Annotated in this window: 14 protein-coding genes; 10 read left to right on the top strand and 4 right to left on the bottom strand. The window is 69.8% G+C overall.

What is annotated here, in order from left to right; genetic code table 11:
* The first annotated feature begins 8 nt into the window (after nucleotides 1-8).
* Complete coding sequence (locus AC0685_RS39585) at nucleotides 9-653, top strand: response regulator transcription factor (RefSeq protein WP_125673115.1); 645 nt, start codon at nucleotides 9-11, stop codon at nucleotides 651-653.
* A gap of 319 nt (nucleotides 654-972) precedes the next feature.
* Here AC0685_RS39585 and AC0685_RS39580 read toward each other — a convergent pair whose 3' ends face one another.
* On the bottom strand, nucleotides 973-1,503 hold the full coding sequence (locus AC0685_RS39580) for an N-acetyltransferase family protein (RefSeq protein WP_478230234.1): 531 nt from the start codon (nucleotides 1,501-1,503) through the stop codon (nucleotides 973-975).
* 31 nt (nucleotides 1,504-1,534) lie between these two features.
* Between AC0685_RS39580 and AC0685_RS39575 the strand changes: the two genes are divergently transcribed.
* The 3 genes from AC0685_RS39575 to AC0685_RS39565 are packed head-to-tail and all read left to right on the top strand — an operon-like array spanning nucleotide 1,535 to nucleotide 3,214.
* On the top strand, nucleotides 1,535-2,098 hold the full coding sequence (locus AC0685_RS39575) for a helix-turn-helix domain-containing protein (RefSeq protein WP_478230195.1): 564 nt from the start codon (nucleotides 1,535-1,537) through the stop codon (nucleotides 2,096-2,098).
* Nucleotides 2,099-2,108: 10 nt separating this feature from the next.
* Nucleotides 2,109-2,798, top strand: coding sequence for a DUF3626 domain-containing protein (locus tag AC0685_RS39570; RefSeq protein WP_478230194.1), 690 nt, complete (start codon nucleotides 2,109-2,111; stop codon nucleotides 2,796-2,798).
* Nucleotides 2,799-2,803: 5 nt separating this feature from the next.
* Nucleotides 2,804-3,214, top strand: a complete 411-nt coding sequence (locus AC0685_RS39565; protein WP_478230193.1) for a secondary thiamine-phosphate synthase enzyme YjbQ — start codon at nucleotides 2,804-2,806, stop codon at nucleotides 3,212-3,214.
* Here the strand turns inward: AC0685_RS39565 and AC0685_RS39560 are convergent.
* Nucleotides 3,152-4,150 carry a YhgE/Pip domain-containing protein gene (locus AC0685_RS39560; protein WP_478230192.1) on the bottom strand — a complete coding sequence of 333 codons (999 nt, stop codon included), beginning with the start codon at nucleotides 4,148-4,150 and terminating at the stop codon, nucleotides 3,152-3,154. The two genes, AC0685_RS39565 and AC0685_RS39560, sit on opposite strands and share 63 nt — an antisense overlap.
* 127 nt (nucleotides 4,151-4,277) lie before the next feature.
* Between AC0685_RS39560 and AC0685_RS39555 the strand changes: the two genes are divergently transcribed.
* The 4 genes from AC0685_RS39555 (at nucleotide 4,278) to AC0685_RS39540 (ending at nucleotide 9,018) form a co-directional block, all read left to right on the top strand.
* A complete protein-coding gene (locus AC0685_RS39555; protein WP_478230233.1) occupies nucleotides 4,278-4,964 on the top strand; it encodes an HAD hydrolase-like protein in 687 nt (228 codons plus the stop codon).
* Nucleotides 4,965-4,973: 9 nt separating this feature from the next.
* Nucleotides 4,974-5,885, top strand: coding sequence for a DUF8017 domain-containing protein (locus AC0685_RS39550; RefSeq protein WP_478230191.1), 912 nt, complete (start codon nucleotides 4,974-4,976; stop codon nucleotides 5,883-5,885).
* A complete protein-coding gene (locus AC0685_RS39545; protein ID WP_478230190.1) occupies nucleotides 5,882-6,733 on the top strand; it encodes a DUF8017 domain-containing protein in 852 nt (283 codons plus the stop codon). Before AC0685_RS39550 ends, AC0685_RS39545 begins: the two co-directional genes overlap by 4 nt.
* 71 nt (nucleotides 6,734-6,804) lie before the next feature.
* Nucleotides 6,805-9,018, top strand: coding sequence for a bifunctional lysylphosphatidylglycerol flippase/synthetase MprF (locus tag AC0685_RS39540; RefSeq protein ID WP_478230189.1), 2,214 nt, complete (start codon nucleotides 6,805-6,807; stop codon nucleotides 9,016-9,018).
* A 32-nt stretch (nucleotides 9,019-9,050) separates the two neighbouring features.
* On the opposite strand, the gene AC0685_RS39535 is transcribed toward AC0685_RS39540, so the two are convergent.
* Together AC0685_RS39535 and AC0685_RS39530 are read right to left on the bottom strand one after the other, a co-directional pair.
* On the bottom strand, nucleotides 9,051-9,977 hold the full coding sequence (locus AC0685_RS39535) for a DUF8017 domain-containing protein (protein ID WP_478230188.1): 927 nt from the start codon (nucleotides 9,975-9,977) through the stop codon (nucleotides 9,051-9,053).
* Entirely contained in the window at nucleotides 9,977-11,725 is a 1,749-nt protein-coding gene (locus tag AC0685_RS39530) for a proline--tRNA ligase (protein WP_478230187.1), read from the bottom strand. Before AC0685_RS39530 ends, AC0685_RS39535 begins: the two co-directional genes overlap by 1 nt.
* 126 nt (nucleotides 11,726-11,851) lie before the next feature.
* Between AC0685_RS39530 and AC0685_RS39525 the strand changes: the two genes are divergently transcribed.
* Together AC0685_RS39525 and AC0685_RS39520 are read left to right on the top strand one after the other, a co-directional pair.
* Nucleotides 11,852-12,208: a VOC family protein gene (locus AC0685_RS39525; RefSeq protein ID WP_478230186.1), complete on the top strand. Its 357-nt coding sequence runs from the start codon at nucleotides 11,852-11,854 to the stop codon at nucleotides 12,206-12,208.
* A 28-nt stretch (nucleotides 12,209-12,236) separates the two neighbouring features.
* Nucleotides 12,237-13,142 (top strand): 2-hydroxyacid dehydrogenase, encoded by a 906-nt coding sequence (locus AC0685_RS39520; protein ID WP_478230185.1) that lies wholly within the window; start codon nucleotides 12,237-12,239, stop codon nucleotides 13,140-13,142.
* Nucleotides 13,143-13,497: the final 355 nt, after the last annotated feature.

Here is a 13,497-nt window from a genome sequence, read left to right as displayed (position 1 = left end):
GGGGCGGCGTGCGCGTCGTGATCGCGGAGGATTCGGCCATCCTCCGGGCGGGGCTCGTCGAACTGCTGAACCTTCGGGGGCACGAGGTCGTCGCGGCCGTCGCCGACGGGGACAGCCTGTGCGCGGCGGTGCGTGAACACCGCCCCGATGTGTCCATTGTGGATATCCGGATGCCGCCGACGCACACCGACGAGGGGCTGCGTGCGTCCATCGCGCTGCGCGCTGAACTGCCGGGATGCGCGATTCTGCTGTTCTCGCAGTACGTCGAGACGCAGTACGCGACGGAACTCCTGGCGGACCGCGCGGGCGGTGTCGGCTACCTGCTGAAGGACCGCGTCGCGGAGGTGTCGGATTTCCTCGACGCGCTCCGGCGGGTGGCCGACGGCGAGACCGTGCTCGACCCGGAAGTGGTCAGCCAGCTGTTCACCGCCACCCGGAAGACGGACGCGCTCGCCGGTCTGACGCCGCGGGAGCGTGAAGTGCTGGGCTTGATGGCCGAAGGGCGGTCGAACTCGGCCATCGCGGCGGCGCTGTTCCTTTCGGCGGGCTCGGTGGAGAAGTACGTATCGAGCATCTTCGGGAAGCTGGCGCTGCCCCAGTCCGAAGGGGACAACCGACGGGTTCTCGCCGTGCTGCGGTATCTGGAGTCCTAAGAAAAGGGCCGAAGGGGACCTTCCCGCATCTCGTGCGATGAAGGGCGCTTTCGCTGCATCGCACGAGCCTGTTGGCGCATTCGTGGCTGCGCGGAGGATCCCGGTCGTCGCGTGATCTTAAGGCGATCACGCGTGACAGGAGGGCGATCTCGCGTGATCGGACACGGAACTCACGGCGGATCCGGCCATGGGCGAGTTCCGCCTCCAGCCACGCGAGATCGGTGTCCGATCACGGATGATGTCCGTCGACGTGAACCGCCAGGCCACGAATTCGCCAACAGCGTCATCGCATGCGGGGAAAGTCCCCTTCGGCCCCGGCTTATCGAGGTTCCACCGGAACCCCCTCCGGCTGCGGCAGGCACAGCTGCACCCACGCGACATCGCGCCATGCCCCGTGTTTGTACCCGATCCGCCGGTACGTCCCCACCGGCTCGAAGCCCAGCGCGCGGTGCAGCCCGGCGCTCGCGTCGTTCGGGAGCACCATTCCCGCGCAGAAGTTCCGGAAACCGCGCGACGCCAGCCTGTCCAGCAGCGCCTGATAAAGCGCGCGTCCGCCGCCTGTCCTCCGGCGGCCGAGCTCCAGATAGATGCTGACCTCACACGACCACCGATAAGAAGGGCGGCCGCTGAAGGGGCCTCCGTAGGCGTAGCCGGCGACACGGCCTTCGTCGTCTTCGAGCACAAGCCATGCGTGTGAGCGCTGTGCCTTGGTGATGCGCTCGGCCATCTCGTCCGGCTTGGGCGGCTCGGTCTCGAACGAGATCACCGTGTCGGTGACATACGGCGCGTAGATCTCCGCGCACGCCGTCGCGTCGGCTTCCGTCGCATCCCTGATCACCATGGAGACCATAGTAACCGAGACTGCCACTATAGTGAGCAGCATGTCCGATCCCTTGTCCGCGTCGCTCGCCGCGACGCTCCAGTCCGCGAGACTCGACCAGAACCTTTCGGCCAACGCCCTCGCCGAGATGTCGGGCGTGTCCAGGGCGATGATCGGCAAGATCGAACGGGGCGAGGCGCAGCCGACGGCGGTCCTGCTCAGCAGGCTTTCCGCCGCGCTCGGGATGACGTTGTCCGAGCTGATCGCCCGCGCCGAACACGGCGACCGGCGCGTCGTGCGCGCCGCCGATCAGCCGACTTGGACCGACCCCGACACCGGGTACGTGCGCCGCGCGGTGTCGCCCACGCTCAGCGGGCCGCTGGAACTGGTCGAGGTCGTGCTGCCCGCGGGCGCCGAGGTCGCCTTCCCCGCCCACACCTATGCGCTGACCCATCACCAGATCTGGGTGCTCGACGGGCATCTGCGCTTCCGCGAGGGCGACGTCGAGCACGAACTCGACGCCGGCGACTGCCTTCAGCTCGGCACCCCCAAACCGTGCGCCTACGTCAACCCGACCGGCGAACCGGTCCGATATCTGGTCGCCCTCGCCCGGCGGCACGCCTGATACTCGGCTGATGAACCAGTGGGCACTTGCGTACGTCGCGGCGAAAGCACGCGGTGGGCACGAGGCCGGGCTGCCGGTGACGCTGCACTTCCATCCAGACAGGTCCACAATGGACGGACTTCCGCTGCTGGCGGCGATGGCCGAGGACGGGTTCTACCGCAACCAGTTCGAAACCGGGACGAGCAACGGAGGACTCACCGCACATCCCGGCGGAGATCGCCGGCACTGGGAGAGCCGGATGTTCGGCGGCGCCTACGACGACGCGCCCGCCGCCGAACGGCCGAAGCTGAACCCGGCGGATTTCGGCTGCGGCACCAGGGTTTCCGCACTGATCGCGCTGGCGGAGCAGGACGACTCCGATCTTCTCGACGACTACATCGAGGCACACGTCCACGGTCCGGTCGATCTCACGAAGGACGTCGAAGCCCTCGTTCTCGACCCGAGCCACCGCGGCACCGACGTCGAAAAGGCCGCGTCGAGGCTCGGCTGCCCGGTCGAATGGCATCCCGGTTTCCGCCTGTCCACCGAAGAGCTCGAACGGCATCCCGGATACCGTGGTCCCGAATTCGTCGAACTCGGCCTGGCACTGGCCGAAGACGGCTACCTCGACCCTTGGGTCCCCGGCGAAGCCCGCGACGTCGACCAGCAGGCCCTCAAACGCGTCTGGCACTACGTGGCGCGCTTCGGGGCACTACCGTGAAGAGCATGTATTCCACGGAGATCGAGGTGCGCACCGGCAGCGTGGCCGTGGTGCACGACCTGACCAAGGACGCCGAGGCCTTCCTGCGCGACGCGGACGCCGAGGACGGGATCCTGCACGTCTTCGTCCCGCACGCGACGTCCGGGCTGGCGATCCTCGAGACCGGCGCCGGCAGCGACGAAGACCTGCTCACGGCGCTCGACGAACTGCTCCCCCGCGACGGCCGCTGGCGGCACCAGCACGGCAGTCCCGGTCACGGCCGTGACCACGTCCTGCCCGCGCTGCTGCCGCCGTTCGCGACGATCCCGGTGCTCGGCGGGGCGATGACGCTGGGCACCTGGCAGTCGGTCTGCCTAGTGGACACCAACCTGGACAACCCGGTCCGGCGTGTCCGCTTCAGCCTTCTGGAGGGCTGACCGGCCCGGCCACAGCGCGAGCACCAGCCCCGCCGCGAGCAGTCCGCCGAGCACCCACACCCCGGTCGTTACGTCCGGCGCGCCGGGCACGCCCTGCAGCAGGCTCCGGAGCCCTTCCGCGGCGAACCGGAACGGCGTCCAGGACCACAGCACCGCGCGGTACGCGGGGTTCAGCAGCTCCGGTACCTGACCCGCGACGGCGGGCGCGACCAGGTACAGCGGGCCGAGGATCGCCATCGCCCGTACGCCGAGCAGTCGCAGCAGGCCGGTCTGCAGGGCCGCGAACGCGGTCGAGGACAGGAAAAGAAAGCCCAGGACGTCCCAGCCGAGCGGGAGCGCGGAGTCCCACAGCTTCAGGAATCCGGCCAGCACACCGGTGACCAGCACGCCCGCCGAAACGATCTGTGTGAAGCGTGCGGCGACTCCCGCATCCCTGCCGATCCGTCGTCCGGCCAGGATCAGCACGGCGCCCGCGGCCAGGCAGCCGACCCAAGCGAGCGCACTCAACGCGAGCGGCGCGACCCGGCCCGCCGCACTCGCGGGATATAGCGTTTCGACCTTCGGCGTCCCGCCGAGTGCCTGCGCGGCGCCGGTCAGTACCTGCTGCGCGATCTGCGTTCCGGACGGATTCACCGCGCCGGAGACCACGACCGTCGACGGCAGTTCGAGAATGCCGTAGACCTCCTTGTCCGCCAACAGTTTCCGTCCCTCCTCGGGTGAGGTCACCCGCCACGAGACCTGGCCGCCGCCACGGGAGGCGATCCCCTGCGCGGCCGCCTCGAGCGGACCCGGGGGTGCGGCAACGGCGATGGGCAGCCCGTCGGGCGCGACGGTGGCCTGCGCGCCGAAGGTGAGAAAGCCGAGCACGACGGCGACCAGCGCACCGGCCGCCGCGGCGAGTAAGGCGAAGGCCCCAGCGGGGCGACGGTTCGACATGACCGTCCTCCATTTATTCTTCATCTGTTGAATTAGCTGTCAAGGTAGGCCTCTCGCCCACGGAAGTCAACAGACGTTGAATAAGCTCACCGGTACCGTCGACCGCGTGACTACTCCGCACCGGCTCGTGCTGTGGGACATCGACCAGACCCTCGTGGACCTGCGCGGCATCGGCGCCGCCTGGTACACGACCGCGCTCGCCGAGGTCGCCGGCGTCGAGCTGCGGGCGTTGCCGAATTTCGGTGGCCGCACCGAACGCGCCATCAGCGCGGACATCCTGACCTCGCACGGCGTCGAGCCCACCGAGGAGAACGTGCGCAAGCTCTGGCTCGCGCTGATCGCGGTCTCCGAGAGCCACGCCCCGACACTGGCTTCGAGCGGCCGGGCGCTCCCGGGCGCGAAGGACGCGCTGAACGCCTTCGCGACGCATGGCGGCGTCGTCCAGACACTGGTCACCGGGAACCTGCCGGAGATCTCCGTGCACAAGCTGACCGCGTTCGACCTGCACGAGCACGTGGACTTCGAGATCGGCGGTTACGGCTCGCTCTCGGCGCACCGCCCCGATCTGGTGCCCGCCGCCGTCGGCCACGCTTCGGCGAAGCACGGCACCGATTTCGCGCCGGCGTCGGTCGTCGTCATCGGCGACACCCCGGACGACGTGCGGGCCGCGCTCGACAACGGCGCCGTCGCGGTGGCCGTGGCGACCGGGCAGTTCAGCGCGGAGGAACTGGCCGACGCGGGCGCGCACACCGTGCTCGGAGACCTGTCCGACCTGGCAGCGGTACGTGCGGCCGTGCTCGGGGACGTTAACTAAGCTCGCTTCATGGCATACCCAGGCGGCAACGGCTGGCCGGAGCAGCAACCGCAACAGCCCTACCAGCAGCAACCCCCGCAGCAGGGCTATCCGCCCCAGTACGCCCAGCAGCAGTACCAGGGTTACCAGCAGTTCCCGCAGCAGACGTACCAGGGGTTCGCGCCGGAGCCGCCGAAGAAGGGCAACAAGGGGCTGTGGATCGGCCTCGGCGCGCTGGTCCTGGTGATCGCCGTGGGCGCCACACTTTTCTTCGTCCTGCGAGACGGCGAAGAGCCGCAGCCCCAGGCCGGGCCGCCGCCTTCCTCCGCGCCGGTGCCGCCGTCGTCTTCGGCGTCGAAGCCGCCGTCCTCGAGCAGTGGTGCCCCGAAGGACAACAAAGTGCCCTCGACGACGCCTGGCTGGCAGGGGATCCTGTCAGTGAAGGACAAAACCGCCTACGACCTGCCCCCGTCGGGCTGGGAGACCAAGCCGGGCCAGATCGTCGGCTACAACGAGGGCGAGTTCAAGATGGTCATCCACGAGGCGTCGACGTACAAACTCGGCGCCTGCCCGGATGCCCGCGGCTCGAACCGCGGTGTCGTCGGCTTCGCCACCGCGGACCGGATCCCGGTCGAGAACGCCGCCAGGGGCGCCGTCCGGCTCTGGATCCAGTCCGCCACCGGCAAGCCCGACGTCCCGATGCCCGCCATCACGCAGGTGCCGATCGCGAGCGGGTCGATCCAGGCGGTCAGCTCGACCGGGACGTTCACCCCTGCCGAAACCGAGGACTGCCGGGCGCCGAGCGTGAAGGTCACTTCGGCCGCGTTCAAGTCCGGCGACCAGACCATCTGCTTCGTCATGGCCATCGACCAGGGCACGCCGGACGCGCTGCCCGAGGCGGACGCCCAGAAGATCCTCGCGAGTTTGAGGCCGCAGCAGTGACCGGCCCCGGTGGGCGGATCGACGAACCTCGGCCGTGGTTCGTCGATCCGCTCACCGGGCAGCCACTCGAAACCGAAGCCGAGCAGACGAGGCCGCTCCCGGTCGTCCGGGACGCCGTCCCGCCGCGCCGTCGCTTCCGCATCAGGCCGACGCTGGGTGTCCTCGGGCTGGCCGTCGTCCTCGCCGTCGGCACGACGGCCACCTACCAGGCCAAGACCGCGCCTCCACCGCCGTCCGCCCACGATCTCGTCCTGTCCGACCCGGCGCCCGCCACGCGGATCCGGCCCGTGATCGCGGGCTGGCAACCGGTGGTGTCCGACGATCATCCGTTCGTCTACGACGTCCCGCCCGGCTGGAAGATCGAAGAGCCCGACGTCGCCATCGGCTACGAGACTCCGGCCGGGGACCTCGTCACCCTGCAGGGGGTCGCGCGGTTCCGCCGCGCCTTCTGCCCCAGCACCGATCTCTCGGCACGCGCGACGGCGGGATTCACCACCATCGACGAGGGTGAAGTCGGCGGCCTCGCCCAAGCCGCCGAGGAAACGACGCTGCGCTGGGCCGAAGCGGCGTACGGACGCTCCCCGAAAGCGGAGATCGGCGAAACCGGTCCGGTACCGCTCCTGGACGGCGGGACGACCGCCACCGCCGTGACCACCACCGTCGTCCCGGCCCCGGACGGCCCGTGCCCCGCCCCGTCGGTCGCGATCACCGCGATCGCCCTCCCCCTGCGCGCGCTGCCCGGATCAGGCCGCTACCACGTCCTCCTGGTACTGGCGGACCAGGAGATCCCCGGCGCGATAGCCAGGGGTGTCGTCCTCAAGATGGGTGAGAGCATCCGTCGCGAGTAGCACTCCCCTAAGGGAAAAATGGGTCCCGTGCCGGATGTGTCCGAGCCCCTCCCGGACCTAATTTGAGTTCCATGCCAAAAGGGGGAAGCGGGACGGCCGCGCCGGGCCGGACGCACAAGATCGCCACGGTGCTGAGGCACCGGCTGCCTTTCACCAGCCTCGTCACGCTGACCATGCTCGCGCTCGCCTTGGCCACGGGCGCGCTCTGGTCGGCCGCCGAGGACCGCGCGGTGTACCCGTACATCGCGTATGGGCTGCCGTCGCTCGAATCAGGCCGGTGGTGGACCTTGTTCACCGGACCGCTGTTCGCGGTCGTCCCGCTGTACTACCTGCCGATGGTGCTCAGCTTCGCGTTGTTCGCCGGGTTCGCGGAATGGCGGCTCGGCACCCGGCGGGCGATGGCCGTCGCCATCGGCGGCCAGTTCGTCAGTGTGCTCGTGGCGGTCCAGTTCCTGGCGCTGAGCCGCAACTCCGGCTGGGAATGGGCGGAACGGGTCGCGGGCAGCCTCGACGTCGGGTTCTCCGGCGGCGCGCTCGCCGCGGTCGCGGTCGCCAGCGCCACCCTGCGCCCGCCGTGGCGCCTGCGGTTGCGTGCCGGCCTGTGCGTCTACGCCGGGGTCGCGATCATCTTCGTCGGCACGCTCGCCGACCTCGTGCACTTCTTCGCCCTCGTCCTCGCCCTGCCGTTCGGCCGGAAGCTGCTCGGTGCCAAGGATTCCTCGCGTGAACGGCGGCCGAGCCTGCGCGAGTGGCGGTTCTACGTCGTGGCCGGTCTGCTGGTGCTGACGGTCGCCGAACTGGTGATGTCCTTCGTACCGGGCAACGGCCCCTTCGGTTCGTCCGAAGAGCTTTCGCTGTCCACCTGGGAAGTCGTCGTCCTGTGCCTGATCGTGGTGCCGATCATGAACGGCCTGCGCAAGGGCAGCCAGGTCGCCTGGTGGTGCGCGATGATCCTGACCTCGTTCGTCATCCTGCAGGTGATGGTCTACGGCGGGGTGCTCACGCTGGCGGAGATCTTCGGTGAGGACGCCGGCGTGGTGGATCCGCCGCTGTTCTTCGTGGACAACCTGCTCTGGACGGTCGAATTCGCGCTGCTGGTCTCTTCGCGTGGCGCCTTCCGGGTGCCGTCGCGCCGGAAGTGCCGCCGTCTCGGCCGGATGGGCAACCCCGCGCTGGCCCGCACGCTGCTCAGCCGCCACGGCGGGAGCACGCTTTCGTGGATGACGACCTGGCCGCAGAACTCGTACTTCGTGGCCGCGGACGGCAAGTCCTACCTCGCCTACCGGCGGCACGCCGGGGTCGCCATCGCCCTCGGCGACCCGATCGCCCCGGACGGCGCCGCCGACCGGACGATCGCCGAGTTCATCACGATGTGCGAGAACACCGGTCTCGTGCCGTGCCTGTTCTCCGCCACCGGCGACATCACCGCCAAGACCGAAGAGCTCGGCTGGAAGCAGGTCCAGGTCGCCGAGGACACCCTGATCGAACTGGAAACGCTGGAGTTCCGCGGCAAGCGCTGGCAAGACGTGCGGACCGCGCTCAACCGGGCCAAGAAGGACGGCATCGAGTTCCGGCTCGTCCGGCTCGCCGACCAGCCACGCGCGGTGATCTCGCAGGTCCGCGCGATCTCCGAGGAGTGGATCAGCGACAAGGGCATGCCGGAAATGGGCTTCACCCTCGGCGGGGTCGACGAGGCGATGGATCCCGAGACCCGCGTGGGTCTCGCGGTGGACGCCGACGGCGTGGTCCACGGCGTGACATCGTGGCTGCCGGTCCACACCGGCGCGGGCGCGATCGGCGGCTGGACACTCGACGTCATGCGCAAACGCGCCGACGGATTCCGCCCGTCGATGGAGTTCCTGATCGCGTCGTCGTGCCTGGCCTTCCGCGAGGAAGGCGCGAAGTTCGTCTCGCTGTCCGGCGCCCCGCTGGCGAGCTCCGGCGAACCCGCGCACGCCGTCGAGCGGGTACTGGACGCGCTCGGCACGATGATGGAGCCGTTCTACGGCTTCCGTTCGCTGCACGCGTTCAAGGCGAAGTTCCAGCCGCGCCACGTGCCGCTGTACCTCGCGTTCCGCGACGAGGCGGACCTGCCGCGGATCGGGATCGCGCTCGGCCGGGCGTATCTGCCGAACACCGGGCTGCTGCGGCTGGCGAAGCTCGCGCGGTCGGGCAAGAAACCTCAGCGCCTATCGGTGGACCCGCGTCCACGAGCGACGTCGGCGGGGCGCGGGCTGGTAACCCACGTCGCGGTGGGCGAACAGGGCGCCCTGCCACCGCGATAGTGGGGCCTACGGCCGGTGCGGGTTCGTCAGCCTCAGCGCAGGGTCGAAGGCGGCGGCGTGATGGTCTTGCGGTCGGCCTCCGGGACACCCCGGTAGGTCTTGAGGATCTTCAGGATCAGCTCGCGGTCCGCACCGCCCGGCGCGTCCTGGCCCGAATAGACGGCCAGGGCCGCCGAGGCTTCGCCCAGTTCCGGCGCGATCACTCCGACCAGGGCGCGCTGGACGCCACACGGTCCCAGCGGGGTGACGACCTCCGCGAGAACGATGCTCGCGGGGACTTTCTTGCCGGTACCGAGGGTGAACTCGGTCGTCTGGGGCGGTTCCGGGGTGATCTTGGCGGTCAGCGGGCCGTTCTCCGGGTTGTAGGCGCTGACCGCGAGATCGTCGACCGCCTTCTTCGCCGCGGCGGCTGGATCGGCGAGCTTGATGTTGGCCACGCCGGCGCCGCCGATCCTGCTTCGCTTCTCCTGCGGGCAGTAACCCTCGCCGACGAAGGCGCTGGCGACCATGGTGATGCCCGGGACCTGGGTGCCCTTCTCCCAGCCGTGGATCGTGCCGGGTTTCGGCGTCCAGTTCGGCGGGACGTCGTAGGCGTAGACGCCGTCCTTCCCGGCCACCGACTGCCAGCCTTCGGTCACCGGCGGCGCGACGACCCGAGGCGAAGGCGTGTAGACGACCGGGGCCCGGGTGGTCGGCGCGCTGCTGTCCGACGACCTGTCACTGTTGTTCGCGAGCGCGGCGACCGCGATGACACCGATCGTCGCGAAGAAGCCGTACATGGCCCTTCGCCCGCTCCGCGACATCGGCTGCTTCGCGGGCTTCTCCGGCTCTGGTTCAGGAGCCGGGGTCTCGGGAGCGGGCGTGTAGCCGGACGAGTCCGAGGGCTGATAGCCCCCGAACCCGTCCAGCGCCGCGTTGTCCTCGTAGCCTGGGGAATCCCGGCGCTTCTTGCCGAACATTACGAACGGACGAGCTTGACCAGGTGCTCCACGACGGCGTCGACGGCGATCTCCTCGCGGTCGCCGGTGCGGCGGTCCTTGACCTCGACGACGCCGTTCGCCAGGCCGCGCCCGACGACGAGGATCGTCGGCACACCGACGAGTTCGGCGTCCGCGAACTTCACGCCGGGCGTGGCCTTGCGGTCGTCGAGGACGACCTCGATGCCGGCGGCGTCCAGTTCGGCGGCGAGCTTCTCGGCGCCCGCGGCGACCGTCTCGTCCTTGCCCGCGATGACGACGTGCACGTCGAACGGCGAGACCTCGCGCGGCCAGACGATGCCGAGGTCGTCGTGGTTCTGCTCGGCGAGCACGCCGACCAGCCGCGAGACGCCGACGCCGTACGAACCCATGGTGATGCGGATGGGCTTGGAGTCCGGGCCCAGCGCGTCGAGTTCGAACGCGTCCGCGTACTTGCGGCCCAGCTGGAAGATGTGCCCGATCTCGATACCGCGCGCGGCGACCAGGGTGCCCTTGCCGTCGGGCGACGCGTCGCCCTCGCGGACCTCGGCGGCCTCGATCGTGCCGTCACCGGTGAAGTCGCGGCCCGCGACCAGGTCGACCACGTGGTGGTCGCGCTCGTCGGCGCCGGTGACCCAAGCGGTGCCGTCGACGACGCGCGGGTCGAGCAGGTAGCGGACGCCGTTGTCCTTCAGCGCCTTCGGGCCGATGTAGCCCTTGACGAGGAAGGGGTTCTTGGCGAAGTCGGCCTCTTCGAGCAGCTCGAACTCGGCGGGCTCGAGCGAGGCTTCGAGACGCTTCGTGTCGACCTCGCGGTCGCCGGGGAGGCCGATGGCCAGCAGCTCCCACTCCTTCGCGCCCGGCTGGCGGGTCTTCACCAGGACGTTCTTGAGAGTGTCCGCGGCGGTGAAGGTGCGGCCGAGGTCTGCGTTGTTGAGGAACGTGACCAGCGACTCGATGGTCGGGGTGTCCGGCGTGTGATGGACCTTCGCCTCGGGCAGGCCCTCGATCGGCTTCGCCTCGGGAGCGGGCGTGGTGACCGCTTCGACGTTGGCCGCGTACCCCGATTCGGTGCTGCGGACGTAGGTGTCCTCGCCCGTCTCGGCGACGGCGAGGAACTCTTCGGAGGCCGAGCCGCCCATCGCGCCGGAGGTCGCCTTCACGACGACGTACTCGATGCCGAGGCGGTCGAACAGCTTCGTGTACGCCTGGCGGTGCAGCTCGTACGACTTCGTCAAGCCCTCGTCGTCGAGGTCGAAGGAGTAGGAGTCCTTCATGACGAACTCGCGGCCGCGCAGGATGCCGGCGCGGGGGCGTGCCTCGTCGCGGTACTTCGTCTGGATTTGGTACAGGACGACCGGGTAATCCTTGTACGAGCTGTATTCACCCTTCACGGTGAGCGCGAAGAGCTCTTCGTGCGTCGGGCCGAGGAGGTAGTCGGCGCCCTTGCGGTCCTTGAGGCGGAACAACGCGTCGCCGTACTCGGTCCAACGGCCGGTGGCCTCGTAAGGCTCCTTCGGCAGCAGCGCGGGGAACTGGATCTCCTGCGCGCCGATGGCGTTCATCTCTTCGCGGACGACGTTCTCGATACGGCGCAGCACCCGCAGGCCCAGCGGCAGCCAGGAGTAGCCGCCCGGGGCCACCCGGCGGACGTAGCCGGCGCGTACCAGGAGCCGGTGGCTCGGTACCTCGGCGTCCGCCGGATCCTCACGCAGGGTGCGAAGGAACAACGACGACATCCTGGTGATCACTTCTGGGCTCCTCGCTGGAATTACGTGCTGAGACGTTCTGCGCAGCGTAGTCACCCCGCCCGGGGACGGTTCAACCGGTTATCGCGGGCGCCCGGTTCTGTCGGTGGGCGCCGCTAACGTGCCGCCATGGGTATCGAACTGGGCATGGTCACGATCGACTGCGCGGATCCGCGCGGGCTCGCGGAGTTCTGGACGAAGGCGCTCGGGGTCGAAGTGGATCAGGACCACGACGGCGAGTTCCTGATCCTGCACGCCAAGAAGGAGAACGGGCCGGTGTTCGCCTTCCAGCGCGTGCCGGAGGAGCGGGCGGGCAAGAACCGGGTCCACATGGACTTCGGTACCGACGACATGGAGAAGGAGGTGGAGCGTCTGGTCGGGCTGGGCGCGAAGAAGCTGGACAGGCACGAGATGCCGGGCTTCGCCTGGACGGTGCTGGCCGATCCCGTCGGCAACGAGTTCTGCGTCGCGGCCCACGGAGGGTGACGCCGGTCGCGACGGTCAGAATGGCGGCATGACGGAGCGAGCCATCCTGCCCTGGTCCGACATCGAGCTGCCCGAGGGGCTGAGCGCGCGGCTCTACGACGGCAGGGGTCCGCTGCCGGACGAGGGCCTCGATGACGTCGAGGTCTACGTGCTGCCGTACGACACCGGTGCCGAGCCGATGAAGCTGCTCTCCCGGCTTCCGTCGCTGAAGCTCGTGCAGTCGTTGTCGGCCGGGGTCGAGAAGCTGATCCCGCTGGTGCCGGCGGGGGTACGGCTGGCCAACGGCCGCGGCCTGCACGACCTCAGCGTGGCCGAACACGCGCTGGCGCTGATCCACGCGTCGCAGCGGGATCTGCCGCGCTGGTTCGCGCAGCAGGCGACGGCGTCGTGGGAGCGCGAGCACACGCGTTCGCTGGCCGACAGCCGGGTGCTGCTGGTCGGCCACGGCTCGATCGGCCAGGCCATCGAGCGGCAACTGGTCGCCGCCGAAGCGATCGTGACCAGGGTGGCGAGCACGGCCCGGCCCGCGGAACGCGTGCACGGTGTCGCCGAACTGCCGGAACTGCTGCCGTCCGCCGACATCGTGGTCCTGATCCTGCCCGAAACGCCCGCGACCATGGGCCTGTTCGGTGCCGCGGAACTCGCCGCGCTGCCGGACGGCGCCCTGGTGGTGAACGTCGGGCGGGGCTCGGCGATCGACACCGCGGCGCTCACGGCCGAGGCCGTCTCCGGGCGTCTTCGTGCCGCGCTGGACGTCGTCGATCCGGAACCGCTGCCCGCCGGGCATCCACTGTGGACCGCGCCGGGAGTGATCATCACGCCGCATATCGCGGGCGGGTCGGCGTCGTTCTACCCGCGCGCGAAGCGGCTGGTCGCCGAGCAGTTGCGCCGGTACGCCGCCGGCGAGGAGCCGCTGAACCTCGTGAGTGGCTAGGACGGTTAGAACCGTCCTAGCCACTCACGAGCCCTGTCTCCGAGCCGAGGTGTCGCTCCCCCGCCGGAGGCGTCACTGTGGCTTTCGCATCGCGCCTCGACCTCGGCGCGCCAAGGAGCAAGCCGGCTCCGCGTACCCCACGCACGTGAAGCACAGGCCCTCCACAAGCCTTGTGGCCAGGTGAGCGCTACGGGCACCGCAGCGTGGCCGGTCCGGGTGGTCGTGGGGGGGGGGGTGGGGGGGGGAAAAAAACCCCCCCCCCCCCCCCCCCCCCCCCCCCCCCCTTTCCTGGCAACCCCCCCTGCGGGGGGAGAAGGGACCCCCCCACCCCCCTCCCTCTTTCTCCAGAGGGAGG

This window comes from Amycolatopsis sp. NPDC043889 (genome assembly GCF_056435645.1).
This window is presented reverse-complemented; position numbering and strand designations above follow the sequence as displayed.

What these genes read in the sequence shown, in the direction of transcription:
- AC0685_RS39580 (WP_478230234.1), bottom strand. Translation starts at nt 1,503, where the DNA reads ATGGTCTCCATGGTGATCAGGGATGCGACGGAAGCCGACGCGACGGCG.
- AC0685_RS39525 (WP_478230186.1), top strand. Translation starts at nt 11,852, where the DNA reads ATGGGTATCGAACTGGGCATGGTCACGATCGACTGCGCGGATCCGCGC.
- AC0685_RS39550 (WP_478230191.1), top strand. Translation starts at nt 4,974, where the DNA reads ATGGCATACCCAGGCGGCAACGGCTGGCCGGAGCAGCAACCGCAACAG.
- AC0685_RS39565 (WP_478230193.1), top strand. Translation starts at nt 2,804, where the DNA reads ATGTATTCCACGGAGATCGAGGTGCGCACCGGCAGCGTGGCCGTGGTG.
- AC0685_RS39560 (WP_478230192.1), bottom strand. Translation starts at nt 4,150, where the DNA reads ATGTCGAACCGTCGCCCCGCTGGGGCCTTCGCCTTACTCGCCGCGGCG.
- AC0685_RS39520 (WP_478230185.1), top strand. Translation starts at nt 12,237, where the DNA reads ATGACGGAGCGAGCCATCCTGCCCTGGTCCGACATCGAGCTGCCCGAG.
- AC0685_RS39540 (WP_478230189.1), top strand. Translation starts at nt 6,805, where the DNA reads ATGCCAAAAGGGGGAAGCGGGACGGCCGCGCCGGGCCGGACGCACAAG.
- AC0685_RS39570 (WP_478230194.1), top strand. Translation starts at nt 2,109, where the DNA reads ATGAACCAGTGGGCACTTGCGTACGTCGCGGCGAAAGCACGCGGTGGG.
- AC0685_RS39535 (WP_478230188.1), bottom strand. Translation starts at nt 9,977, where the DNA reads ATGTTCGGCAAGAAGCGCCGGGATTCCCCAGGCTACGAGGACAACGCG.
- AC0685_RS39575 (WP_478230195.1), top strand. Translation starts at nt 1,535, where the DNA reads ATGTCCGATCCCTTGTCCGCGTCGCTCGCCGCGACGCTCCAGTCCGCG.